Here is a 25,431-nt window from a genome sequence, read left to right as displayed (position 1 = left end):
ATCAAACTCTCAAATAAAAGTTTATCAGGCTCAGATACTATTGTTATCAAAATATCTGGCTTTATGGTTTGTTTCTTGTTTTATAAATTAACCTACTGTTTAATTTTCAAAGTTCATTTTATTAAATCAATCATTTTGTACTCATTATTTTCTTGTTCCTTGTTGAGCACATTTATTATAATAACACCTTATCATAATATGGTCAACTACTTTTTTACATTTTTTTTTAAATTTATTAATTATTCATATTTTATAATACTATTGCGACTTTATTTTCAAATATGTAACTATTATTAATAACAATTTCCAACTATAATAATACTATATAATTACTATTAATTTAGAAGGGAGCTATAAAATGCTTAGAAAGATACTCTACTTTTTGACAATACTTTCTATATCTATTTTTTTCATTGTTGGATGTTCAAACTCACAAAAAAAACAAAACACAGACCAGAATAGGGAAATATCAACGCAAGAAGATTCTCAAAATGTTGATGATAATAAATATACTTCCAATATAACTGTTTCAGATGGAACAGACAGTCTATCAAATAAAGATACTGTGAACAATGATAATGAAAAATTAGACGTGTCATCTTTGGACAATACCGCTCTTGATTGGTTTTATATACCAAATACTAAACATCAAACTCCAGAAGTAAATACTGATATCAAATTTAATTTTTCTGACTATAGTGCTATATATAATGGTCCCATCAAAGATGGTCAAAAAACATTATATCTTACATTTGATGAAGGTTATGAAAATGGATATACATCAAAGATACTAGATGTTTTAAAAAAAAATAAAGTAAAGGCTGTTTTTTTCGTTACATCTCCATACATAAAAGAAAATAAAGATTTGATAAAAAGAATGGTTGCAGAAGGTCACATAGTTGGAAGCCACAGTAAAACGCATCCTTCTATGCCAACAAAAACAAGCAATCTAAAAAGCTTTAATAATGAATTTGAAGATGTTGAAAAACTTTATAAAGATTTAACTGGAAAAAATATAGTTAAGTTTTTCAGACCTCCTATGGGTAAGTATTCAGAAAAAAGCTTAGCAATGACTAAAAATCTAGGCTATAAAACTGTATTTTGGAGTTTCGCATATAGGGACTGGGACACTGAAAAACAACCATCACATGAGGAAGCCAAGAAAAAAATAATGGATAATTTACACGATGGTTCTATCTTATTACTACATGCTGTTTCTAAAACTAGTACAGAAATTCTAAGTGATTTTATATCAGATGCTAGAAAGCTAGGATACAATTTTGAACTTCTAAATTATTAACATTTAGAAGTATATTTAAAAGCTATACTTTAAGTCTAATATTTATATATTAATTTACATAAACGATTTCAAATTAAATACTTCCAATAAAAAATAGATGTATAGTTTTTACATAAACAAAAGTCTTTTGATAGGTAATAACTGTGCATCTATTTTTAATTTATATATTTATATAATCTTTTATTTTTAATTTATATATAAGTTTTGTTAATCTACAAGTAAAATAATATTAGTTTTTATTTGCTAAATAATGAATACTGCTACTATAGTTGTTACAATGAGTCCTGTTATAACAGGAATAAAATTCCTTTTTGCCAACTCAATAGGACTAACTCCACAAATTGCGGCTGCTGAAATAAGACCCCAAGGAACTAGACATCCTCCACCAACCCAAATACCACTAATTTGACCTAATGCTGCTAATGCACCAACACTTGCATTAATAGCAGTTCCAAATACAGATGCAAGTGAACCAACTAATGAAATTCCAGAGAACCCAGAACCATCAAGCCCAGTTATTGCACCTACTACAGTTTCTATACCTGATACTGCAAATTTATTAAGTGGTATCGTTTGAGAAAGGGCTATCCCTATATCTGATAATAATCCTTGAGAACCAGGGGTTAATACCTTACCAAATACACCAGTTAAAGGTGCAACTTCTCCCATGTAGAAAAACGCTGCTATTGGTATAATCGCACCAAATATCTTTATACCAAACACAAAACCATCTATTATATTTTCACACACATTTTCAAGACTATCTTTGCCGAAATTTATAGTATTTATAATAATTATTAGAAACACTGCTGTTCCTCCTAAAAGAGCTGATGCATCTCCTCCTTTTAGGTCAAACATATACATAGCAATTATATCAGCAAGAAATCCTAAAGCTACTAAAATAGTTGCTATCTTAGATTTTCCATTAAATTCTTTTACTTCTTCACTTTCAAAATCTTTAAGCTCTTCTCTAAACATTCCTTTATTGATATCCCTTTTTAATGTATAAAATGCCATCGATATCGTTACAATTCCCATTACCCAAAATAAAATCATACCATCATTTATGACATATGATACTGCTACTCCTGCTGCACCAGCTGTTATACTTGGAGCTCCCTGAATAACAAAGTCTGTAGATAAGGCAAGACCATGACCAAATAAGTTTAATGCTACTGCAACACCAATCGCTGGTAATCCAGCTCTAATAGCAACAGGTAAAAATACAGCCCCAACTAAGGCAACAGCTGGAGTTGGCCAGAAAAACCAAGAAAGAATCAACATTACAAATCCAGTTACAAAAAATGCTGTGTTAGAATTTCTTATAACTTTGGAAAATGGTCTTACCATATACTGTATGGCATTATTCGCTTCTAGAGCTTTAGATAAAGCTACCATAATTGCTATAATTAAAATAATCGGTCCCAACTCATTTAAAGATATAATAAACGAGTTAAACACTGCTGTTATAGCTCCAAAGATATTTTTTTCAAAGAATAACCCCATGAAGAAAACACCTAATATACATGGTACTATAGTATCTTTTTTCATAAGCATAGTAATTAAGATAATTACCATAAATACAATGTAAATATAATGCGCTCCTGTTAAAACCATATTATTATGTCCCCTTTTTTTAAGATAATAATATTATATGGTCTTACAAGTAAACTTGTTACTTGGTCATAGGTACATAACAATTAACATATGCAGTACTTAGCAGTACTTAATTGAGACATTTATGATTCATTTACTGGAATAGATATTTCAATAGAAAACTCTTTGTCACCTGAGTTTACATTTATACTTCCATTGTGATATGCAATTATCTTTTCACAGTTTTTTAAGCCAATTCCAAAACTTTCTACATTTTTATGAATGTTACTAACTTTGTTTTTTTGTATAATTAGCAACTTACCATCTTCAACTTTAATTAAAAATACTATTGGTCTATCCCTTCTTGCATACTTTATTATGTTAGAACATAAATTATCAAATATTCTTCTAAATTGTGTTACATCTACATAAATATGATATTGGTTATAAAGTTCATTCTCTATTTTTATATGAAACCCCTTTTCTTCCAATGTATATGAACTATCTAAAAGCAGTTGAAATATAAATTCATTTGCATTAATCTTTTCATACTTTTTAGACACTTCTTCTTCCGAATTAACAAAATGTGTAAAAAGGTCATCTGTCAAATCTTTTATCTGATATGCCTTTAATCTTACATTTTTTATATATTGCTCCAATTGCTCAGGGCTATTATACTTATGATCTTTAATTAAATCCAAATAGCAAATTACTGATGTCAATGGAGTTCTGACATCATGTGATATAGAAGTTACTATATCTTTATTTTTATTCTTCATTTCTCTTTCTTTTATAAGCTGATTATCAAGTGCTTGACTCATCTCATTAATACTAGATGCAAGTGATGATAATTCATCGTTCCCCTTAACAGGAATTCTATACTTTAAACTACCACTTTCTACTATCTTTATACCCATCTCTATTTTTCTTAGATATTTAATCTTTCTACTCAACAACAATAAAAATGTTACAATAAATGTAATTGCCATAAATGTGATAGAAACAGCATCTATAAAGTTTTGAAATCGAAATCTAAACAGTGCTACTATAACTACACTAGCTTTAATATCAGAAAATTGTATCTCATAATGTCTAGCCATAGAGCTACTATAAAATTCATTTTCTTCACTCTTATCAGGTAACTCATTTGGGTAGTACAATGTATCATAAAAAATCTTATCTCCTTCATATACTTTCATAGATACAAACCAATTGTCATTATTCCAATTTGATATATCTTCTACATCATTTGAACTTATATTTTTATCATTCACATAGATTTGAAAATCGTCCATTAACTGGTCTGCTTCTCTTTTAAAATATGTTTTACCTTCTGATACATCCTTTACTATTGACTCAACAGCAGAATAAAATGGTATATTTAAAATAAAAGCCACCCCAGCTGAGATTACTACATATACCAATAGTATGACACCCAACTTTGATGGCTTAATTTTGCTAATCAATATAGTACCCCTTTCCCCATGCAGTTTTTACATATTGTGGATTTTTCTGATCTTTCTCTAGTTTTTTTCTTAAATTTCTAATATGTACCATTATAGTATTATTTGCTGTATAAAAATATTGCTCATTCCAAATACTTTCATATATATTTTCAGACGAGAAAACTTTTTTTCTATTTTTTAGCATAAGAACTAATATGCTATATTCTATAGTTGTCAAAAATATAGTTTCTCCATCCAATATGACATCTTGAGTATCCAAATTTACACATAAACCTTTTGTTTGCAATATATTTGGCTCCTTATTCTTTTCCTTCCCCTGATATATATAATAACGTCTAAGTAGTGACTTAACTCTTGAAATTAACTCAGAATATGAAAAAGGCTTTGATAAATAGTCATCTCCTCCTGCTGAAAACCCAATAACCTTGTCGGAATCTTGAGTTTTCGCAGTTAGAAATAATATTGGAGCTGTTGTTTTTTCTCTAATCTCATTACATGCAACAAACCCTGTCTTTACTGGCATAACAACATCCAAAATAATCAAATCAATTGTACTGTCTACTAAATTTACGGCCTCTTCTCCGTTCGTCGCCATAACAACTTCATAACCTTCGCCAGTCAAAAGTATTTCTACAATTTCCCTAATTTCTGGATTATCATCAGCTACTAAAATTTTTTTTGGAATCTCTTTTATCATCGCTAAGCTCCTTTTTACTATATTTCTTAAATATTTAAAACTATATAAAATATTATACTTTATTAGTAAAAGCTTAGCAATGTCATACGTTTTAATACTTTCTACTATTGTAAGCGCTCTTAAAGTTTAATCAAAACGTATACACATATCACTTATATAAAAAATAAACTATACAATACTATCTTACATAAATAACTTCTTTTACTGACTTAACTTTTTCAGAAGACTTAACATGTGCTACAATACATACTAAACCACTTATAGCAACGAATGCATAAAAACTTATTCCTCTGCTAAGTAACATCGCTGGAACTAGTAAATGACCTGGGAAAAATATCTTAAATAATATCATAAAACTATTTTCAGATGCTCCAACAGCTCCTGGTAATGGTAAAGATGAAACAGCAATATTAAGTAATGATTGTATTGCTAATATTTCAAACACAGTATATGTTGATAGATGGAAAGCTTTGTATACAAAGAATGGTACTAAAAACATAGCTGTTATTTGCACAATAGTTATAAGTAAAATCTTAATTACTAACTTTGGATTTTGTTTTATATATTGAGCACCTTTAATATATTCTTCAATTTGAGAAGTTATCACTTTTCGTGAACCTTCAACATCTTTTATTATTCTTAGTTTTCCTAATAAATTTGTTATGGATATTATGAAGTTATTTACTAATTTTTTTGAAAATATAACTGCAATTACTCCAACAACAAGAGCAACATTCGTTATTACACCATATATCAATAAAATATTCATCCCTCTTACATTGTTTAGTATAAATTCACGTTCCATAATGAACATTATTCCGCTATATGCCAATACAACAACTTGGTGAATGACAACAATAACTAATAATATAAGTGAAGAGTAAGATATGTTTATATCATCCTTCTTCATGTAATAAACTTGTGCTGGTTGACCTCCAGATGCTGAAGGTGTAATTGAGCTAAAATAAAATCCAACAAACGCATATCCCATACATTTTAAAAAAGTAGTTTTTTGATTTAAAGCCTTCATACCTAAATATATATTTATACCTTCGCAAGCAACATATATAAACATCATTGCAAATCCAATTAATATAAACACAGGACTTGCACCTTTTAATGATTTTATTAACGATTCAATTGATTGACCTCTAAAAACAAAGTATCCAGTTATGCCCATTAGTAAAACTAAGAAGGCTACACTACCTAAGGATTTATTTCTCTTTTCAGTTTTACTTATCATAACTACATCCTTTCTGGTGTTACAAATTTGAAACCACTGGCTTTAAGTTTTGGAATAGCTATCTTTAATGCTTCAATAGTACGTTCAGGTGCTCCAACTGCCCCTCCTGAGTTTTCTCCTGCATCATGCAAACAAATTATAGAATTTTCTTTTGTTCTATCTATTAATTTATTTACTATAATCTCTACTGTGCTATCTTTACTCCAATCTTCTGCCATTACATCCCATAAGGTCATTTTTAAATTATATTTTTTAACAAATTGATTTGAAAATATATTAGTATGCCCCCATGGTGGACGATAGTAGTTTACGTCTACACCTAAATTTTTCATTATATCTGTACTTTCAATAAAATCTTTTTTAGCATAATTATAACTATAAAGCCATGCATTCTTATGTTCTAGTGAATGTAAGCCAACTATGTGATTTTCTCTTAACATTCTTTTTATAATTTCAGGCTCTTTTTCAGCATTCTTTGCCACTACGAAAAACATGGCCTTTATATCATTTTCTTTTAGTACATCCAACAATTTTTCTGTATACCTTTTGTCTGGTCCATCATCAAATGTAAGAGCAATTTCATTCTTCTCAGTCATATTTTTCAATACATCTTTATTTAATAATTTATTATAATATGTAGGTATAATTGAATGGATTAAAAAAATCAAAGCAACAACTATAATTAAACCTACTACATACATTCTCTACACACTCCTTGTCCATCAAATGAAAATAAAATATTTTCTAATGTATTATTATCAAATTGTTTTTTAAGTTTTTTCATATTCAAACTCATTTCTTTAAGTTTAACATCATCATAGATTAAGTCTTTTATCTCATCTACATAGTATTTTTTATTTTTATCAAGTATTTTTCCAATTCCATTATTTAATATAAAATCAGCATTATTTATCTCTTGTTGCAAAAATGGATTGAATGCTAATATTGGAAGCTCTGAATAAATTGTTTCAAATAATGTTATTCCACCTGGTTTAGAAATAATAAGGTCAGCATTTTCCATATATTTGTATACTTCGTTAGTATAGCCTACAACCTCAATATTTTCATATCTATTGTACAATTTATAGTACATTTTTTTATTATTGCCAGTTATTACAGTAGTTTTTACTCCTTCTAAACTATTTAGCTCTTTATAAAATTGTTCTGACTTAGGTAATAAACCTAATCCTCCACCCATTATAAGGATGTTTTTTTTATCTAAATGATTTATATGTTCTATTTTTTTAAATTCTTTTTTTACAGGTATTCCATTAACTTTTATTTTATCTTCATCTATTCCTTTTAAAATAAGTTCTTCTTTAGTAGATTCACTAGCTACTAAGTAACAATCTGTATTTTTACTAATCCATTCTGAATGGCTACTTATATCTGTTATACATGTTATCAAAGGAAGATTTGAGTTATACTTTTCTTTATATCTTGATACTACTTGAGAACAAAATGGAAAAGTTGAAATAACTACTGTTGGTTGTATTTCATTAAGTAACTTGTCTAATTTAGTTAAGAAATAATCTGAAAAGGTAAATTTTATATCCTTTTTTCCATTTTCAGTACACTTGTAAAATAAATTATAAAGACTGCTTCCCCGATTTACAAGAATAGAAAAAGTTTTATACATTTTATCTGAGTAGTTAGGCATAATATATTCAAATATATCTTTAATTATTATTTCAGAATTATTAAATTTTGTTTTTATATCTTCACTTAAAGAGTTTGATGCTGAGTAATGACCCATACCAAATTTTCCTGTAAGAATTAATACTTTCATAAGATTCCCTCCTCATTAGAGCCTTTAAATACCTTTAATTACTATATTTATAAGTATAAACTTTAAATCTTTAGAAAAACCTAGTATAATTCTTAAGAAATCTTAAAGTTTTAATTAAAAAATACAAAACCCAATTAATATTGGAAGCTATCTCCTAATTAATTGGGTTTTATCTTTATATATATTTAAATATAAATACTATTATCGTAATTATTTAAATATCTCTTATTTAATTATACTTTTAATTAATCCATAATATTATATTCTTCATATAGAGGATACTTTTCAGTTAAACCAACAACCAGTGTTCTTGCTTTAGATTCTTCATCATAAGTTAAACATAGGTCTATAGCCTCGGCAATTATTGCCATATCTTCCTCTTTCATGCCTCTAGTAGTTACAGCTGGAGTACCAAGTCTTATTCCACTTGTAACAAGTGCTCCATTTGGATCAAATGGTATTGTGTTTTTATTAGCAGTTATATAAGCGTCATCTAATCTTTTTTCTGCTGCTTTACCAGTTATATTTTTATTAGTTAAATCTAATAATATTAAGTGATTATCTGTTCCTCCAGAAATCAATTTAAAATCTCTCTTAATAAGTTCTTCAGCTAAAGCTTTTGCATTTTTAGCAACCTGTTGTTGGTATGTTTTAAATTCATCACTTAAAGCTTCTTTAAAACATACTGCTTTAGATGCAATTATATGCTCAAGAGGTCCCCCTTGAATTCCAGGGAATATTGCTTTGTCTATAGCTTTAGCATATTTTTCTTTACAAAGGATAACTCCTCCACGAGGCCCTCTTAAAGTTTTATGAGTTGTTGTTGTAACAAAATCAGCTACTTCACATGGATTTTGATGAAGACCAGCAGCTACAAGACCTGCTATATGAGCCATATCTACCATAAGTAATGCTCCAACCTCATCAGCTATTTCTCTAAATTTTTTAAAATCTATCTCTCTAGGATATGCACTTGCTCCCGCAACTATCATTTTAGGTTTTACTTCGTGTGCTATTTTTCTAACATCATCAAAATCTATAAGTCCACTATCTCTATTTATTCCATATTCATAAAATTTATAATATTGACCAGAAATATTAACTGGAGCACCATGAGTTAAATGCCCACCTTGAGATAAGTTCATTCCCATAACAACATCACCTGGTTTTAGCATAGCAAAATATACACCAATATTTGCATTTGCTCCAGAATGAGGTTGAACATTAGCATGTTCTGCTCCAAATATCTTTTTAATTCTATCTATTGCAAGAGTTTCAACTTCATCTATGTACTCACATCCACCATAATATCTTTTGCCTGAGTAACCTTCTGCATACTTATTAGTAAGATGACTTCCCATAGTTTCCATTACTGGAACTGATACTATATTTTCAGATGCTATCAACTCAATATTCCTTTGTTGTCTTTTTAACTCTCTTTTCATACTTTCATAAATCTCAGGGTCCGCTTTTTTCAAGTTCTCAAACATATTACTCCTCCTAGTTATTATTTAAATTTTACTTTTACAGACATTTCATAATTTTCATTTTTATCAATATGATAATTTATTATTATAGTCTTTTATAAATTAATAGTCAAGTGTTTTACTACTTTTACATGTTTACTTTCTGTATTTTAAGTTAAAATATAATAAATAATATTGTCTAATTCTTTTAATTGGATATAATTTAAATGTGACTATTTTTAAATAAAAAAAAGATAATATAATTTATATATATATAAGGAATATTACTTAAAAATTTGATATAATTTCAATATTATGTTTTTTAATTTGGAGGTGTATTTATGAATCAAAATGAGGAACTTGAATATAAAAAAAATATTCTAAAATTAGCTCTATTTGTAGGGGAACTTATGATAAAAAATGGAGCTGAAACATCTAGGGTTGAAGACAGTGTCCTTAGAATCTGCAGGTCAAGAGGATTTTATCATGTAAATATTTTTACAACTCCTACAGTAATAATTATTTCAGATGAAAAATTTGACGGTTTTTCGTTTATGAAAACTATTCAATCAAGAGGTATAAACTTAAATAAGATTTCCTTATTAAACAGTTTTTCTCGAGAATTTGTAAATGATAAAGAGTATGATATTGATACTGCTATTGCACGTCTTTATGAAATACAAGAGGTAAAACCTTATCCTTTATGGTTGTTTTACTCTTGTACAGGAATTGCATCTGCTTGCTTTGCTTGCTTGCTTGGAGGGAATTATATATTAAATTTTATTCTTACATTTATAATAGCAATATTTGCTGCAATTACTTATGATAAAACCATGAAGATAAGTGCAATATCTGCATTTTCATGTTTAGTATCTTCTTTTTTAATAGCACTTTCAGGAGTTTTACTAGTTGAAATAGGTATTTTGAGTGACCCTAAAATGCTCATAGTTGGAGCAATAATGCCACTACTCCCAGGAGTTGCTTTTATAAAAGCCATCAGAGATTTAATATCAGGTAATTTAATATCAGGAATTTCTCGTGCTTTCGATGCTGCTATGATTATTATTGCAATTGCTTCTGGAGTCGGTTTTGTCCTTGATACATGGTATAGAATTGGAGGTTCTTTCTAATGACTGATATGTCGATGATTTTACATTTTTTATTTTCAGGCATTGCAACTGCTGGATTTGCTGTCTTTTTTAATGCACCACTTTATCTACTTCTTCCAGCTGGAATAACTGGTGGAGTTGGTTGGATTGTGTATGTATATTTATTTAATTTCACTACGAACTCAATTTTTGCGGGTTTTATAGCTGCTGCTTTGGTTTCAGCGTGTAGTGAGATATTGGCTAGAAAACTAAAGCAACCAGCTATTGTATTTGTAATTCCAGGGATTCTTCCTCTGATACCAGGAATTGGATTATACAATACAATGTTATCTTTAATTCAAAAAAATTATGATTTAGCGATGTCAAAAGGTACTGATGCACTATTTTTAAGCGCTGCAATATCGCTTGGTGTATTGGTTGTAACTTCTTTTGTAAGAACATTAAACCTTTTGAAAATACGAAAGAATTTTATTCCTCAAAGAAAATCAAAATAAAAATATAAAAATAGCAATGTACCTAAATCCTATAAATATACATTAAGCATTTATAAGAGTACATTGCTATTTTTAAATTGTAATCATTTTAAAGGTCAATTAATATTCTTGTGATTACTGGTATAAATTCTCTACTATCTCTAAATTTTTTATCATTTTTCTTTAAATACAAATAACAAATTACTGTAAGACAAATCCCAACTAATCCACTTATAGCTTCAACCCCAGAGGTCATGCCAATTGCTTCCAATATATAGTATGTTCCTATTGTTCCAACAAGAAGCGCTACAAGAGGTATTATATAAGCCATCGCAGCTGCTTTTAATACATTCATGTTATCCATACTCACTTCTACATGGTCACCAACCTTCGCACCAATTGTATTGTCTACCTCTACTAGTATCTCTTTTGACTCTGATGAGTCAGCAGTAGCACATTTTCCACAAGCAGCACAAGCTGAGTGTCTTTGCATTTTTAATTTTGCAGTTCTATCATCAACAATCTCCATAATAAATCCTTGTTGATTCATACCTAACCGCCCCCTTATTTTGTAAATTTATTTATGGTATCCATAAGTTCTTTTATCATCTCTTCAGTTTTTTCACTATCATCATGTTTGATACTTTCTGCTACACATCCTTTTATATGATTTTCCAAAATAATTGTGCCTACTCTATTTATAGCAGACCTTATAGCGGATATTTGAACTAATATATCAACACAATAACGCTCCTCTTCTACCATCTTTTGTATTCCTTTAACTTGACCTTCTATTCTTTTTAATCTTTTTATAAGAGCTTCTCGCTCATTGTTTGGTGCTAATTTTCTTTCTTCCATAAATTCACCTCATACTCTTATGATGTTCTATACAATTATGATTTACTTACCAATTTGCTTAAAATATAATACAGTTATTACTATTATAAATGCTAAAATTGATATTGCTATAGACCTGCTCTGATGCTTAGTTTGCTCCATACTTAATTTACCATTCATTTTAAACCCTGCTAATGGAAATAAAAATATAACTAATGCGTCAATTCCAAGTACAATTTGGGCTGCAATAGTCCATTTGCTCAAAAAGCAAAATATTCCACCTACACCTAAAAGAACCTCTAATATATTTATAAACTTATACGTAGGTTTTTTTATTATATATTCTTCAATTTTTTCCTTACATTCTGTACGACATGGATATATATCAGTATTGTCATCGTATTTTATAGCCAATTTATTATTTGGTGACTTTATATCCCTGTTACAGTAAAGACATTTTTTCATTTTATGTTCTCCTCATAGTATTCCTCTTAAGAAATTTTATCTAAATTATTATCGTTTCAATACTATTATACCAAATAGATACAAAAAACAAAAATAAAAGGACTCATTTTAGCTATTTCTTTTATATTACTACTTAATTTATAATAATAGTTAGACAAAATTATTTATATTTAGTTTAATTGTTATATAATCTAAAATAAGTCAAATTTGTATGAGAGGTTAAAATGAAACAAATAGAATTAGCTATTGTAAGCTTAAAAAAAGATGCTGGAAAAATTTACGAAGACCAAATAAGACAATTTCTAGGTAACAATATAAAAATAAACTTATACTCATTTGAAGAGGGAAATCTAAAATTTTTTAAAGAAAAACTAATCCTTTTATCTGCTTATTTAAAATATGATGAAATAGCAAAATTATCTCATCATGATGCTCAAATTATCGTTCCTAAGTTGACATTTGAAAAGAATAGTATAGATATGATATCTAAATTAGAAAAAAATAAAACTATTTATGTATATAATCTAAGCAAGGATATGTCTATAGAGACAATCTCTTTAATACATAGACTAGGAATAGATAATATCAATATCTTACCCTGTTATCCAGAAATAGAATTTACTCCTACAGATGCCATAATTCTAACTCCTGGAGAAAAAATCTTGCCTAATTTTAAAAATTGTGAAGTTATAGACTTAAAATATAGAATAATAGATTTAAGTTGTATTGTTGAAATTGCCACAAAAACTAAGTTAAAACATCTAATAAAAGATGACTTAATAAAAAAATATGTAGAAAAAATAATTCCTACAAGCTATAGTACAGGCGAATTATTGTTAGATGCAAATAAATTTGAAAGGCAATTTGATTTGTTGTTATCTATAATTGATGATGGAATTATATGCACAAATAATGATGGAATTATACAATTTTACAATCATATCGCTAGAAAAATTTTATCTATAAATGCAAATGAAATGATTGATGTATTTATTGGTGAATGTATAAAAGATATTAACTTTCAAAACATATTAAACAATAAAACTCTATTTTATGAGAAATTAATTAAGATAAATCATATTGACATAAATTTAGAGATTAAACATATACAATTGAATGTATTTGATGGTTTTATATTAAAGATGACTAAGTTTTCTCAATTAGAAAAAAAACAAGCTAAGCTAAGAGCACAACTAGTAAACTCTGGTAATATCAGTAAGTATACTTTTGATGACATATTAGGTTCTAGTATACAAACTATTAATACTAAAAAAATTGCCAATAAAATGGCTCAATCAAACTCATCAATCTTAATAATTGGCGAAAGTGGTACTGGTAAAGAATTATTTGCACAATCTATTCACAGTGCTTCTAAAAGAAATTGTGGACCTTTTGTAGCAGTAAATTGCAGCACTTTTCAAGAAAGTTTATTGCAAAGTGAATTATTTGGTTATGATGAAGGTGCCTTTACTGGAGCTAAAAAGGGCGGAAAAATGGGTTTATTTGAATTAGCAAACAATGGAACTATATTCTTAGATGAAATTGGTGAGATGGATTTAAATTCTCAATCTAAATTGCTCAGAGTTATACAGGAAAAACAAGTAAGGCGTATTAGTTCAAATAATGTTATTGACATTGATGTAAGAATAATTGCTGCTACTAATAGAAATTTAAAAGAACTTGTATCTAAAGGTAAATTTAGAAGAGATTTGTATTTTAGGTTAAATGTTCTTCCTCTTAAAATACATCCTCTTAGAGAAAGACCTGCTGATATATTTGAAATCTTCGAATCACTAACGTATGATATACCATGCAATTTTAATCTAAGTGACGAAGTTAAGGAAATCTTCAAAATATATAAATGGGAAGGAAATGTAAGAGAATTAAGAAACTTAGGAGAATATTTCTGTTATCTAGGAAAAGATGTTATAGAAATATGTGACTTACCTGAATATATATTAGATACTATAGATGAAAATTATAGCAAAACTGTTTGTAATAAAGTAACAGAAAAAATATCTAAATACCAATTTAATATTAATAAAGACAAAAACTTCATCAAACATGACTATAATTTTAAAAGACCATTAGATGAATATATCTTTATATTGGATAATTTAAATAAAGCTTACGATTTAAAAGAACGAATTGGTAGAAAAAGCTTATACAAAATAGCTTTAAACGAAAATAGATTTTTGACAGAACAACAAATTAGAAATATACTTTTGGAATTACAAGAATTTGGATTTGTAAATATACTTGTTGGTCGTGGTGGTTCAGTTATAACCCTTAAAGGAATCGAGTTTCTAAAAAAAATAAATGGGTTTAATAATTAAAACAGTTCAACCATTTAAACCTATTTAATTATATTTTAATAAATTTAACAATTTTTTAAAATAACCTTTTCCAAATAAAATTAAATAAATTTAATAATTTCATATCTTCCAACCTCTGGTATTACTTAATATCACGAATTAATTTTTAATTAAATATTTTTAATATCTATTTTGGCATATTGCTTGCTAAATACTATAAGTATAAATTTAAAAATTACTGGAGGTATTTATAATGAATTACAATTTTAATGAAATTATTGATAGAGGTAATAATTTTTCAGCTAAATGGTCAGAGATGGATAAAAAATATGGTACTAATGATTTACTTCCTATGTGGGTAGCTGATATGGATTTTAAAGCTGCTCCGTGTATAATTGATGCCTTAAGACATAGGCTAGAACAAGAGATTTACGGTTATACAACAAGACCAGATTCTTACAATGAATCTATAGTGAATTGGTTGGATAAAAGACATAATTGGAAGATAAAAAGTGAATGGTTAGTTTATAGCCCAGGTGTTATCCCAGCAATAAGCCTTTTAATAAATGAGCTTACAAAAGAAAACGATAAAATAATGATACAGGAACCAGTTTACAGCCCTTTTAATAGTGTTGTAAAAAATAATAATAGAGAACTAGTTATAAGCCCACTACAAAAATTAGAAAATGGAAACTATATAATGGACTATGAAGACATTGAAAGTAAAATCAAAGATGTAAAATTGTTTATACTTTGCAATCCTCACAATCCAGTTGGAAGAGTATGGACAAAGGATGAATTAAAGAAACTAGGAGATATTTGCCTTAAATACGGTGTAAAGGTTATATCAGATGAAATACACAGTGATATTATATTTAAAAATCATAAACATATACCTATGGCATCTATATCTAAAGATTTTGAAAAAAATACAATTACTTGTATGGCACCAACTAAAACTTTTAATATAGCAGGTCTTCAATCTTCATATGTTGTACTACCTGATGAAAAAGATTATAAATTGTTAGATAATGCATTTACTAGAATTGATATAAAGAGAAATAACTGTTTTAGTTTAGTTGCAACAGAAGCTTCATATAACAATGGTGAGCCTTGGCTAGAGTCATTCTTAGAGTACTTAGAATCTAATATAGATTTTGCTATAAAATATATAAATGAAAATATGCCAAAACTTAAAGTCAGAAAACCAGAAGGTACTTATTTATTATGGGTAGATTTTAGCCAACTTGGATTAAGTGATGAAGAATTAGAAAATCTATTAGTAAAAAAAGGTAAAGTTGCCTTAAATCAAGGAAGTAGTTTTGGTATTGGAGGAAGCGGATATCAAAGAATAAACTTAGCTTGTCCAAGAAGCATGGTTGAAGAAGCTCTTATAAGAATAAAAAATGCAATTAACTAAAAACATTTAAGGAGAATTTGCGCTATGAAAATAGGTACAGAAAGAAAAAGACCTTCATTTAGATATTCGTTATTAGTAATGCTTGCGATAATAGCTTTAACATCGGTTGGTATAGTTCTATTTAAAGCTTCTATAACTACAATGTTTTTACTTTCATGGCTTATAGTAGTTCCAGCAGCTATGAGACTTGGTTATACTAATGAAGAAATAGAAGCTTTTGGATTTGAAGTTGGTAAAGATGCCTTTCAATCAAATTTAATTATACTTTCTGTTGGGGTACTAATAGCTGCTTGGATAGCTGCTGGTACAATCCCAACAGTAGTATATAGTGGTCTGACAATAATAACACCTAAGTATTTTTTACTTACAACATTAATAGTCTGTTCACTTACTTCTGTTGCTACTGGTACATCTTGGGGAACACTTGGAACGTCTGGTATAGCAATGATGAGTATTGGTACTAGTATGGGTATTCCCCTTGGCTTAACAGCTGGTGCAGTCATATCCGGTGCTTTTTTTGGAGATAAAATGTCTCCTCTATCCGACTCTACAAATCTAGCTGCTGCGGTTTGTAAAACAGATGTAATTACTCATATGAAACACATGGTTTACACAACAGGACCTGCATATATAATATGTATCGTTTTGTACACTGTAATTGGGCTTAAGTATTCAAATAATACTATTGACTATGTTCAAATAAATCAAATCAAAGATGTATTAAATTCAAACTTTCATATTGGTTTAGTAGCAATGATTCCAATACTATTCTTATTATTACTTTTATTGTTACAAAAGCCTCCTATTATATCTATATTAAGTTCAGCTATTATGGGGCTTATTATAGCTGTAATTCAAGAAGGAGAAAAAATAGGTGATGTCTTAAATTATATGTTATCAGGATTTACTATAGACACAGGATTTGTTTATGCTGATAAATTATTAAATCGTGGTGGAATAATGAGTATGGCTGAAACCGTTTTACTAGTCTTTGTAGTTTTCGTTATTGCTGGAATTCTCCAAAAAACTGGATTCTTAGAAGTATTACTTCAACCAATGATAAATAAAATAGGAAAATCAAGAACTAAGTTAGTTGGCTCTACTTTCATAGTAAGCTACTTTGCAAATGCATTTAGTTCATCCATGATGTTCACATCGGTATTTGTTGGAACTTTAATGTCCCCAATATATAAGGAATTTAGGCTAAAACCACAAAATTTATCTAGAATTATAGAAGATACAGCAACCCTTGGCGGTCCATTAATACCATGGAATTCAAATGCTGTTTTCTGTGCCCAAACTCTTGGTGTAAGTCCACTTGAATTTATTCCATATTGTTTTCTAAGTTGGATTACGCCTATAATTTCATTTATTTATGGTGTCACAGGTTTTACCATGCTTACATATACAGATGATGAAATAGAAGATTTAGAAATATCTACTACTATGCAGAGAAGAGTTGATTAAAATATGCATTTTAAATACTATTACTTAATCCAAGATATTATAGGTGTATTATTGGCATTTATAGGGCTTCGAATGACCATTCTCAGTTTTAAAATAATATCGATAAAGGGGATTTCAATAAATACAATTTTAATCCTAATTAAATACTGTTTATTTACAATTGCAGGGATAAATCTATTGATATTCAATTTTGGCATTAAACATTGGATTTTAAGTATTTGTATGTTAATAATATCTACAATAATAACTCCTAGAATTAAGTTATCAAAATAGAAATCATTATTAAAATCAACATTTCATAATAATAAAGAGACTGCCATTAATATTAAGACAGTCTCTTTATTATTTATTATCTATAAGTTTAGATAACTGGTGTATCAGATAGGTAATCATTACTTACATAACCATATCCACCATTATATTTTATTTTTACCCATCCAGTAGCAAACATTTCTACAGTTTCTACCTTACTTCCATATGGAAGTTGTCCTATTTTTTCATCTTCCGTACTTGGTCCTTTTCTAACATTTAGACCATCTTTTTCTTTTACATATTTTATCTTAACATTTTCACTATTATTATTAGGTTTATTATTTGTTAGATAAGACCCACTGACATATCCAATATCGTCATTGTATTTTATCTTAACCCATCCCGTTTTTAGTACTTCTAAAACTTCTACTTCATCACCATTATTTAGATAACCTACTACAGAAGCTTCTATTGTAGCATCACTTCTTACATTTACTTTATCTGTATTAGCTACATACATTACTGTCTTACCAGTACTACTCTCTTGTAAATCTTTTAGCTCTGCAAATGCATTTTCATTTCCACCACTACCAACTTGAATTATAACAGCCGCCTTTTTATTTGTAAATATACTCTTTTGAGTTGCACTCAATTTATCTCCTACTATAAGTACTGGAGAATTTTCTTTTGATGCTAATACACCTACTGCTAGAGCATCTATAAGTTGATTTTGTTTTTTCATTCCATCTTTAGCTACAAATACATTATCTAAATTATTTGATGTATAAAATTTTTCTATTACTTTTCCATTTGTTTCATTTCTATCTGCTCCACCTATTCTTTCTGAATTTGGCAGACTTTGTTTTATTTTATCTGATACAGCATTAGTAGAGCCTATTATGTATGACTTACTTATATTTTTAGAGGCTATAAAATCCTTAAAACTAGACACTCCAGATGCATCAGAAACTGGAAGTATAACCATACCATTAGTAGCAGCTACAGAAGCTATACTAACTGCATCTGCAAGACCTGTATATCCATTTATCACAGCTATTTCTGATATGTCTTTTAAACCTTCTATCTTTTTAGCTATGTTCAAAGCTGTCTGATGTCTGTCACTACCACCAATTCTATCAACTGTTAGGTTATTAGATTCTAGTTGTTTTTGTACATTGTCTGATACAGAACCAGATAGTCCAATTATATAAACTTTTTTAACACCTAATCTTTCTAATTCTTTCTTAGTTTGCAAATTTAAATTATTTTTTTCTGTAAGTAGTATTGGAGCGTTCTTTAATTTAGCAAATGGTGTAACAGATAATGCATCTACAATAGATTCACTATTAACTATTATAGCTTCATTTGCACTACTCCAACCTTCTTTACTTACTTCAATAGCTGTCTGATATCTATCCTTTCCTATTAAAGTATTTTCTGTTGCCGTTCTTCCCATTTCATTTGCATATGATATTGATGATAAACTTAAAACTAGAGATAAACACAATACTGATGATATTGATTTTGTTAATTTCATATTAACTCCCCCTAAAATTATTGTATCTACAATTTTTATTTACTCTAAATATTATATCACAATAATTTAACCTATATCATCTATTCTAAAGCATCAATAAAATACAACTTTATTCTTCTCCAAAAGTTTGAAACTTATCTAGGCTTCCATATCTATTCATTAGAATATCCCATTCATGCTCATCATAAAACTCACAATTTCCACTGCTATAGTATTTTGCTACTTCAACAACAAATCTTCCTGCACTTTCTAAATCAGAATAATTACTTGCTCCAGTTGCACATCCAGCAACTGTTGTCTCAGTTGTTATAGCAACTCCTACTACAGGTGCTTTTGTAGCTACAGCTGGCTGAAGAATACTATTTATATGATATAAACCATTTCCATATGGAGTTATATCTTGTATTGACACAGGAAATACATAAGGAAGCCTTCCTGTAGTAGTCTGCATTATATCTAATAAATCATTACTTGTTTTTAGAATATATCCTTCTTTTATTGTAGGAGATATAGCAAATCCTCTTGTATTTATAACTCTATTACCTTTAGTTGTATCTATTGATAATATAGCATCACAACTTAAATCAACTTCGTTTTCATTCATAGTTCTCATGTCAATTGGAGAATCCATAAATGGAACTGGTTTATGTTCTTTAGTAGGTGCATCTGGACATATGTGAGTTGAAACTATTACATCTCCATCAATAAAATCTCCCTTATTCTGCATGTCCAATAATTTTGCTCCTACTGCTATTGCTACTAAAGCTCCATCAGCATCAGAAACCATACCTATCATTTCTGGTCTCGCTCCAATACCTCCTAGTCTTCCTAAGACACCTAATGTCTTAGCTGTTCCTCCTGATGATTTTCCATTTTTACCTTGTATTGTAAACTTTACTAAATCAGTAGACCCTTTTTCCGTACTTAAAGTTTTTACTAATATATTCTTCCCACCATAGCTTTCCAAATATTTTTTTACACATTCTCCATCTACTTCTGCGCTATCAATAATATCATAAACTTCCAAAATTTGTTTTAACATCATATTTGCTCACCATCCAATTTTATTTCTTTTATTTATAATTTTTGTGTAAATATTTTTCCTTTTATTTATATCTTTATAAACTTTTTCCTATTGTTTCACTTATTTTATTTGAGCTCTTATAAACTTTTTCTTATAATCTTTCATATCTTATTTATTTTTATAAACTTCTTCCTAAGTATTTGTTTTATTTATAATTTTATAGGTATTGTATTGCTCTTTAAATTTAATTAATTTTAATTCTTCAATCAATTAAATTACTACACATCCTAATTAACTCCAATTATTTTTTTATTTAATATATCTTCTATATCTTTTAATAATTCTTCTTGTGTCATTGTTATTGAAAGTTTTAAATTTTCTTTAGAAGTTTTTATTAAAACTATCTCTTGCCCTTCTCTGATTTCTGCTGATGTAACAGGCATACTTGTGTTTTTATCAAAAGTCATAATTAAATCTGGAAACGTTGCTATTCTATTATTGTCTTTATCTATTGTCATATATTCATTCCAAAAAGTTACCTCATAACCATTTACAATCAATTTACCTACATCAAATCCACCTGTAGTTTCTAACTCTAAAGTTTCTATTGTTCCTTCTGAAACTACCTCTCCATTCAAAAATTCGACAACGTTGTTTATTGCTTTATCTTTTGATATTTCTAAACCTAAGTAGAACTCTTTACCCAAATCTATTGCATGACTTATGCCTCCTATAGCAGCATTTTCTTTTACAACAGAAGCTTTTACAGGATTTCTAGCTACAGCAACTAGTCCTTCTGCTGCTACAGCACACTGTCTAACAAGTCCTGCTGTCTTATTTAAAGAACCCTCTACAAATCCCTCTATATGATTATCAAGTTCTGGATTTCCACCAGACACAGCTTGATAAGACTTATATGTTTTATCTCTATGTAATCCAAGGCTTCCCATCAGGCCTGTTGGATGGGCTCTACCATTACAAGGTGCATCTATTAGTGGTATTTTAAGCACAGAAGACTGAAGCCATCCATTTATTGTTGCACACCCTCCATTTTCATTAGTAATAATACCTTGTATATCTAATCCTAGTTTATCAATAAATATTTTGACTGTGTTTATATAATCATCATTATCAGCATACTTAAGTGGTGCTGCTGGAGCTCCTACTGCAGATACATTTAAAACAATTGCGTCATCATGTAATTCATCTATACTTATTAGCTCTGGAAACCCATATTGTAAGGCATATTCCCCCATATCTCTTCCACTTTCCTTTGCACCGCCACCTCCTCCACCTAAAATTGTACCTCCTATTAAAGCATATTCTAATATTTCCTTAGTTAACTTCATATTAAATATCTCCTTTATTAGTTAGATTATGTAAATATATTAGTAACTATTTAAATAACTTTATGATATATTATAGTTTATTATACAAGCTTTGTATTATAATGTATAATATATAATTAATTATCAAATTTATATAATTCAAGTTATATTAAAAGAGGTGTATTTTATATTATGGATTTATTGCATCTTAAGTATTTTCAAACTGTCGCTAGAATGGAACACATAACAAAAGCATCACAAAAACTAAACATAGCACAACCAGCTTTAAGTAAAACCATATCTTCTTTAGAAAAAGAACTTGGAGTTCAGTTATTCGATAGAAAAGGAAGATATATTGTACTAAATGAGTACGGTAGATTATTTCTAAAAAGGGTGGATAGTATTTTAGATTTAGTAGAAATGTCAAAGAAAGAATTACAAGATATTTCCTTAGAAAACTCTGGTGAAGTAAAAATATTAGCTACAGCAGCTGCTAATGTATTACCACCACTTTTGAGTAACTTTAGAAAACTATATCCTAATATTACCTTTAATGTTTCACATACTCTACCATCTTCTTATAAGAAAAGTGATTTTGATTTGTATATATCTTCTTCATTTACAAAATTAAACTCAGAAAATAATATAACATTAACCTGTGAGGAAATATTATTAGGAGTTTCAATAAACCACTCTCTATCCTTAAAGGATGGGGTTTATCTAAATGAAGTTTCAGACGAAAACTTTATCGTTATAACTAAAGGTGAAAATTACAGAGAAATAATAGATATATTATGTGAATCAGCTAATTTCAAGCCAAAAATAGCCTTTGAATCCGATTCTCCATATACAATCTATGCTCTTATAAAATCACTTCAAGGAGTTGGATTTATATGTGGAAAATCATGGGGCTTATCTCGAGACCCTGAAATTAAACTATTACATATAAAAGATATTGAATTTAAAAGATATTTAAATCTTTCATGGTTTAGTGAGAATTATGCATCTAAAGCAGTCTTATTATTTAAAGACTTTCTTATAAACTATTTCAAAAATCTTTAAACCAAAGCTGGTATTATTAAAGAGGATATATCAAACAGAGTTAATAACTTTATCTTTAACGTTTGACATATCCTCCTATTTTTATTTTTTATCGAAATTGTACCTTAACATATAATGTAAAATTATATATTGTAACTATTTTTTCTGTCCTTTAAGTAGGGAATATCATTCCTATATTTTTCTATTTCATCTAGGTCAATCTCTTCTAATATATATTTTTCTCTATATGTATCTAATTGATTTATTATAGTTCCTCTAGGATTACATATTTTACTCTTTCCAAACAGTATCAAATTAGGGTCATTACTTACTAAGTTCACTCCTACTGTATAGACAGTATTTTCTAAAGCTCTTTGAGATACGTTTAAATCCCACATATCTTCATCTTGTATTCTCCATGCAGAAGGTATAAATATTATTTCAGAGCCTTTTAATGTCAATTCTCTAGCAACTTCTGGGAATCCTGCATCATAGCATATCATCACACCAAATTTACCAAAGTCTGCATCATATACATTTACTTTTTCCCCTGCTTTAAAGTATACTGCTTCCAATGACCATAGGTGATTTTTACAGTATTCCCCCATCAGATTACCCTGTCTATCGAATATAACAGCTGAGTTGAAAACATGTGTAGAGTCCTTTTCTAAAGTTCCATATGGAGATATTAGGTATACATTATTTCTTTTAGCTGCTTCTGACATTGATTCTTCTATGTATTTGTTATGTTCTCTTATTAGGTCTAATGTTTTAATTCCGCCTAAATATTCTAAGTTATATCCTGTAGCAAATAATTCTGGCAGACAAATAATATCTGCACCTTGATTTCCTAAATCATCTATCATATCTACTGCTTTTTCTATATTTTTTTTAACATCTCCAAGTACACTATGTTGTTGAATTATACCTATTTTCACTTTGCGACTCATACAAATTCCCCCTTTATTTATCTTTACTTCCAAAACATTTCATTAGTATATAATAAAGAATCATACTCACTACGATTCCATTTATTGGTGGTATTAAAAAACTTATTTTTGAAGTATAATATGATGCTGCAAAACCAATCAACCAACTTATTACTGCAATCCAATTTATTCCTTCTCTGTGTTTATAAGTTCTTCCTTGTATAAAATAATATTCACACCACATAATTCCTACTATAGCTGGAACTGCTATTCCTAAGAAAGATAAGAATGATTGGAATTTGAATATTATACCAGTAGCTGCTATTGTTGTACCTATTAGACCTGCAACCAAAGTTAATACATTTCTCTTTACATTTGGAAAAATAGTTTTTAGTGCCAATCCACCAGAATAGGCATTTGATACATTGGTTGACCAAGATGCAAGTATTAAAATAACAAATGCTATCCATCCAAACCCTAAATTAGCCAATACTTCTGTTATATCCCAAGTAGGAGCACCCATAGACATTACACCTGCTGCAACTTGTTGGAACAATGAAATAATACCTAATCCTAAAAAACCAATTATCCAAATATCTTTTACTCCTCTTGTATATCTTAATTGGTCAGGTGATATAATCGCACCGACTATGATAAGACCAACAACCATATTTAATCCTTCAACCATGCTCATTGTTGTCTGAGGAGTGTAATTGTAAATGGCTTCAACTCCATAAGTAGAAAAAGCTTTAAAAACTCCCCAAGCCATTAATATTATAAGTGGTGGTATAACTAAGTAATTAAACTTAGCCATTGCCTTAAAACCATACAAAGCAAAAACTACCATTAATAATCCAAGTATAACTGTGACTAGTGTTAAGTTTACACTTGGAAATATTTTTTGTACTGATAATCCAGCAACTCCTGCTTGTACACCAAACCAACCAAAGCTAGTTATTCCAAGCAATAGAGATATAAGATATTTTCCACCTATCTCTCCAAATGCCCCCTTAGCTAATACATATGTATTTAACCCTTCTTTGCAACCAATATAACCTTGTATCATAATAATTGCGACTAATATTAAGTTCCCTATAATTGATGTAATAATCATATTGGAAAGAGTCATTCCTAAAATTAAGGTTCCTCCAACCATTAATTCTGATATGGCTATATTAGAGCCAAGCATATTAAATAATGGAGCTAACCATCCAACTCTTTCCTCTTTTGGAACTGGATTTAAAACTAATTCTTCTCTCTCTTGCAAGATTATCCCTCCCTTTCTTTGTAAAAGAATCTTTTCTACTTTTTTCTACATTTTTTTCATGCTTGATAGTTTTTTTTCTTTCTATAATTATAATTCTACTCTACAAAAAAGTATAATATATAGTTTATTATCAATTTGATATAATTTAAGTTATAGATAGATAAATGGTCTAAAATTATTATTTAAATTTAGACTATTCACACATATTTTAAATTTATTTCAGTTTTATTAGAATTATACTTTTTTTATTAAAATTTTATAACATATAATTTATTCTCAAATATTTTTTATAAACGCTTATAAATACTTCTAATTTCACCTATTCTAACTTATTTTTAGTGAATTTATTACAACTTTACTAATGAAATTTAGTCTAAATTTTCTGATTATTACTATAAAAATAGTTTTTC

22 protein-coding genes are annotated in these 25,431 nt (G+C 28.5%); 7 read left to right on the top strand and 15 right to left on the bottom strand.

The window, feature by feature from the left end:
- Positions 1 to 358: 358 nt before the first annotated feature.
- A complete protein-coding gene (gene pdaA, locus KGF41_RS05980) occupies positions 359 to 1,300 on the top strand; it encodes a delta-lactam-biosynthetic de-N-acetylase (RefSeq protein ID WP_227827488.1) in 942 nt (313 codons plus the stop codon).
- Positions 1,301 to 1,543: 243 nt separating this feature from the next.
- Here the strand turns inward: pdaA and KGF41_RS05975 are convergent, their stop codons facing one another.
- The 7 genes from KGF41_RS05975 to glyA form a co-directional block, all read right to left on the bottom strand.
- Positions 1,544 to 2,917, bottom strand: a complete 1,374-nt coding sequence (locus tag KGF41_RS05975) for a hypothetical protein (RefSeq protein ID WP_227827489.1) — start codon at positions 2,915 to 2,917, stop codon at positions 1,544 to 1,546.
- Positions 2,918 to 3,039: 122 nt separating this feature from the next.
- A complete protein-coding gene (locus tag KGF41_RS05970; RefSeq protein WP_227854608.1) occupies positions 3,040 to 4,362 on the bottom strand; it encodes a sensor histidine kinase in 1,323 nt (440 codons plus the stop codon).
- Complete coding sequence (locus tag KGF41_RS05965) at positions 4,355 to 5,059, bottom strand: response regulator transcription factor (RefSeq protein ID WP_227854609.1); 705 nt, start codon at positions 5,057 to 5,059, stop codon at positions 4,355 to 4,357. Before KGF41_RS05965 ends, KGF41_RS05970 begins: the two co-directional genes overlap by 8 nt.
- Before the next feature lie 178 nt (positions 5,060 to 5,237).
- Positions 5,238 to 6,302, bottom strand: a complete 1,065-nt coding sequence (locus tag KGF41_RS05960; protein WP_227842606.1) for a lysylphosphatidylglycerol synthase transmembrane domain-containing protein — start codon at positions 6,300 to 6,302, stop codon at positions 5,238 to 5,240.
- A 2-nt stretch (positions 6,303 to 6,304) separates the two neighbouring features.
- Positions 6,305 to 7,003 carry a polysaccharide deacetylase family protein gene (locus KGF41_RS05955; RefSeq protein WP_227827493.1) on the bottom strand — a complete coding sequence of 233 codons (699 nt, stop codon included), beginning with the start codon at positions 7,001 to 7,003 and terminating at the stop codon, positions 6,305 to 6,307.
- Entirely contained in the window at positions 6,994 to 8,091 is a 1,098-nt protein-coding gene (locus KGF41_RS05950) for an MGDG synthase family glycosyltransferase (RefSeq protein ID WP_227827494.1), read from the bottom strand. The genes KGF41_RS05955 and KGF41_RS05950 overlap by 10 nt, the downstream gene beginning before the upstream one ends.
- 245 nt (positions 8,092 to 8,336) lie before the next feature.
- Positions 8,337 to 9,581 (bottom strand): serine hydroxymethyltransferase, encoded by a 1,245-nt coding sequence (gene glyA, locus KGF41_RS05945; protein WP_227840500.1) that lies wholly within the window; start codon positions 9,579 to 9,581, stop codon positions 8,337 to 8,339.
- 317 nt (positions 9,582 to 9,898) lie between these two features.
- Here glyA and KGF41_RS05940 point away from each other — a divergent pair, with 317 nt between their 5' ends.
- Both KGF41_RS05940 and KGF41_RS05935 read left to right on the top strand, forming a co-directional pair.
- Positions 9,899 to 10,687, top strand: a complete 789-nt coding sequence (locus KGF41_RS05940; protein ID WP_227827496.1) for a threonine/serine exporter family protein — start codon at positions 9,899 to 9,901, stop codon at positions 10,685 to 10,687.
- Positions 10,687 to 11,160, top strand: coding sequence for a threonine/serine exporter family protein (locus KGF41_RS05935; RefSeq protein WP_227434511.1), 474 nt, complete (start codon positions 10,687 to 10,689; stop codon positions 11,158 to 11,160). The genes KGF41_RS05940 and KGF41_RS05935 overlap by 1 nt, the downstream gene beginning before the upstream one ends.
- An 88-nt stretch (positions 11,161 to 11,248) precedes the next feature.
- On the opposite strand, the gene KGF41_RS05930 is transcribed toward KGF41_RS05935, so the two are convergent.
- The 3 genes from KGF41_RS05930 to KGF41_RS05920 are packed head-to-tail and all read right to left on the bottom strand — an operon-like array spanning position 11,249 to position 12,441.
- Positions 11,249 to 11,689, bottom strand: a complete 441-nt coding sequence (locus tag KGF41_RS05930) for a SoxR reducing system RseC family protein (protein WP_227827497.1) — start codon at positions 11,687 to 11,689, stop codon at positions 11,249 to 11,251.
- Between the two features lie 14 nt (positions 11,690 to 11,703).
- Positions 11,704 to 11,997, bottom strand: coding sequence for a metal-sensitive transcriptional regulator (locus KGF41_RS05925; protein ID WP_227434509.1), 294 nt, complete (start codon positions 11,995 to 11,997; stop codon positions 11,704 to 11,706).
- Positions 11,998 to 12,039: 42 nt separating this feature from the next.
- Entirely contained in the window at positions 12,040 to 12,441 is a 402-nt protein-coding gene (locus tag KGF41_RS05920) for a hypothetical protein (RefSeq protein ID WP_227827499.1), read from the bottom strand.
- Between the two features lie 224 nt (positions 12,442 to 12,665).
- Between KGF41_RS05920 and KGF41_RS05915 the strand changes: the two genes are divergently transcribed.
- The 3 genes from KGF41_RS05915 to nhaC all read left to right on the top strand — a co-directional run bounded on the left by KGF41_RS05915 (position 12,666) and on the right by nhaC (position 17,643).
- A complete protein-coding gene (locus KGF41_RS05915) occupies positions 12,666 to 14,777 on the top strand; it encodes a sigma 54-interacting transcriptional regulator (RefSeq protein WP_227827500.1) in 2,112 nt (703 codons plus the stop codon).
- Between the two features lie 232 nt (positions 14,778 to 15,009).
- Positions 15,010 to 16,176, top strand: coding sequence for a MalY/PatB family protein (locus KGF41_RS05910; protein ID WP_227827501.1), 1,167 nt, complete (start codon positions 15,010 to 15,012; stop codon positions 16,174 to 16,176).
- 24 nt (positions 16,177 to 16,200) lie between these two features.
- The gene (nhaC, locus tag KGF41_RS05905) at positions 16,201 to 17,643 is read left to right on the top strand and encodes a Na+/H+ antiporter NhaC (RefSeq protein ID WP_227827502.1); all 1,443 of its coding nucleotides are present in this window, start codon (positions 16,201 to 16,203) and stop codon (positions 17,641 to 17,643) included.
- Between the two features lie 361 nt (positions 17,644 to 18,004).
- On the opposite strand, the gene KGF41_RS05900 is transcribed toward nhaC, so the two are convergent.
- The 3 genes from KGF41_RS05900 to KGF41_RS05890 all read right to left on the bottom strand — a co-directional run bounded on the left by KGF41_RS05900 (position 18,005) and on the right by KGF41_RS05890 (position 21,805).
- The gene (locus tag KGF41_RS05900; RefSeq protein ID WP_227856456.1) at positions 18,005 to 19,432 is read right to left on the bottom strand and encodes a cell wall-binding repeat-containing protein; all 1,428 of its coding nucleotides are present in this window, start codon (positions 19,430 to 19,432) and stop codon (positions 18,005 to 18,007) included.
- Between the two features lie 109 nt (positions 19,433 to 19,541).
- Positions 19,542 to 20,477 (bottom strand): DUF1177 domain-containing protein, encoded by a 936-nt coding sequence (locus KGF41_RS05895; protein WP_227842603.1) that lies wholly within the window; start codon positions 20,475 to 20,477, stop codon positions 19,542 to 19,544.
- 266 nt (positions 20,478 to 20,743) lie between these two features.
- Positions 20,744 to 21,805, bottom strand: coding sequence for a DUF917 family protein (locus tag KGF41_RS05890; protein WP_227840494.1), 1,062 nt, complete (start codon positions 21,803 to 21,805; stop codon positions 20,744 to 20,746).
- Positions 21,806 to 21,976: 171 nt separating this feature from the next.
- On the opposite strand from KGF41_RS05890, the gene KGF41_RS05885 reads away from it, so the two are divergent.
- Positions 21,977 to 22,846, top strand: coding sequence for a LysR family transcriptional regulator (locus KGF41_RS05885; protein ID WP_227827506.1), 870 nt, complete (start codon positions 21,977 to 21,979; stop codon positions 22,844 to 22,846).
- A 122-nt stretch (positions 22,847 to 22,968) separates the two neighbouring features.
- Here KGF41_RS05885 and KGF41_RS05880 read toward each other — a convergent pair whose 3' ends face one another.
- Both KGF41_RS05880 and KGF41_RS05875 read right to left on the bottom strand, forming a co-directional pair.
- Positions 22,969 to 23,775 carry a nitrilase-related carbon-nitrogen hydrolase gene (locus KGF41_RS05880; protein WP_227827507.1) on the bottom strand — a complete coding sequence of 269 codons (807 nt, stop codon included), beginning with the start codon at positions 23,773 to 23,775 and terminating at the stop codon, positions 22,969 to 22,971.
- Between the two features lie 13 nt (positions 23,776 to 23,788).
- On the bottom strand, positions 23,789 to 25,021 hold the full coding sequence (locus tag KGF41_RS05875; protein WP_227827508.1) for a cytosine permease: 1,233 nt from the start codon (positions 25,019 to 25,021) through the stop codon (positions 23,789 to 23,791).
- Between the last annotated feature and the right edge of the window lie 410 nt (positions 25,022 to 25,431).

The organism is Clostridioides sp. ZZV14-6150, from assembly GCF_020657875.1.
Classification (GTDB): Bacteria; Bacillota; Clostridia; order Peptostreptococcales; family Peptostreptococcaceae; genus Clostridioides.
The sequence above is the reverse complement of the archived record's forward strand: the minus strand, read 5'-3'. Positions and strand labels throughout refer to the sequence as shown.

Excerpts from the sequence above, each read along its gene's own strand:
- KGF41_RS05955 (WP_227827493.1), bottom strand. The coding sequence starts at position 7,003 with ATGTATGTAGTAGGTTTAATTATAGTTGTTGCTTTGATTTTTTTAATC.
- KGF41_RS05965 (WP_227854609.1), bottom strand. The coding sequence starts at position 5,059 with ATGATAAAAGAGATTCCAAAAAAAATTTTAGTAGCTGATGATAATCCA.
- nhaC (WP_227827502.1), top strand. The coding sequence starts at position 16,201 with ATGAAAATAGGTACAGAAAGAAAAAGACCTTCATTTAGATATTCGTTA.
- KGF41_RS05940 (WP_227827496.1), top strand. The coding sequence starts at position 9,899 with ATGAATCAAAATGAGGAACTTGAATATAAAAAAAATATTCTAAAATTA.
- glyA (WP_227840500.1), bottom strand. The coding sequence starts at position 9,581 with ATGTTTGAGAACTTGAAAAAAGCGGACCCTGAGATTTATGAAAGTATG.
- KGF41_RS05910 (WP_227827501.1), top strand. The coding sequence starts at position 15,010 with ATGAATTACAATTTTAATGAAATTATTGATAGAGGTAATAATTTTTCA.
- KGF41_RS05935 (WP_227434511.1), top strand. The coding sequence starts at position 10,687 with ATGACTGATATGTCGATGATTTTACATTTTTTATTTTCAGGCATTGCA.
- KGF41_RS05900 (WP_227856456.1), bottom strand. The coding sequence starts at position 19,432 with ATGAAATTAACAAAATCAATATCATCAGTATTGTGTTTATCTCTAGTT.
- KGF41_RS05925 (WP_227434509.1), bottom strand. The coding sequence starts at position 11,997 with ATGGAAGAAAGAAAATTAGCACCAAACAATGAGCGAGAAGCTCTTATA.
- pdaA (WP_227827488.1), top strand. The coding sequence starts at position 359 with ATGCTTAGAAAGATACTCTACTTTTTGACAATACTTTCTATATCTATT.
- KGF41_RS05895 (WP_227842603.1), bottom strand. The coding sequence starts at position 20,477 with ATGATGTTAAAACAAATTTTGGAAGTTTATGATATTATTGATAGCGCA.
- KGF41_RS05890 (WP_227840494.1), bottom strand. The coding sequence starts at position 21,805 with ATGAAGTTAACTAAGGAAATATTAGAATATGCTTTAATAGGAGGTACA.
- KGF41_RS05880 (WP_227827507.1), bottom strand. The coding sequence starts at position 23,775 with ATGAGTCGCAAAGTGAAAATAGGTATAATTCAACAACATAGTGTACTT.
- KGF41_RS05960 (WP_227842606.1), bottom strand. The coding sequence starts at position 6,302 with ATGATAAGTAAAACTGAAAAGAGAAATAAATCCTTAGGTAGTGTAGCC.
- KGF41_RS05950 (WP_227827494.1), bottom strand. The coding sequence starts at position 8,091 with ATGAAAGTATTAATTCTTACAGGAAAATTTGGTATGGGTCATTACTCA.
- KGF41_RS05975 (WP_227827489.1), bottom strand. The coding sequence starts at position 2,917 with ATGGTTTTAACAGGAGCGCATTATATTTACATTGTATTTATGGTAATT.
- KGF41_RS05885 (WP_227827506.1), top strand. The coding sequence starts at position 21,977 with ATGGATTTATTGCATCTTAAGTATTTTCAAACTGTCGCTAGAATGGAA.
- KGF41_RS05915 (WP_227827500.1), top strand. The coding sequence starts at position 12,666 with ATGAAACAAATAGAATTAGCTATTGTAAGCTTAAAAAAAGATGCTGGA.
- KGF41_RS05930 (WP_227827497.1), bottom strand. The coding sequence starts at position 11,689 with ATGAATCAACAAGGATTTATTATGGAGATTGTTGATGATAGAACTGCA.
- KGF41_RS05920 (WP_227827499.1), bottom strand. The coding sequence starts at position 12,441 with ATGAAAAAATGTCTTTACTGTAACAGGGATATAAAGTCACCAAATAAT.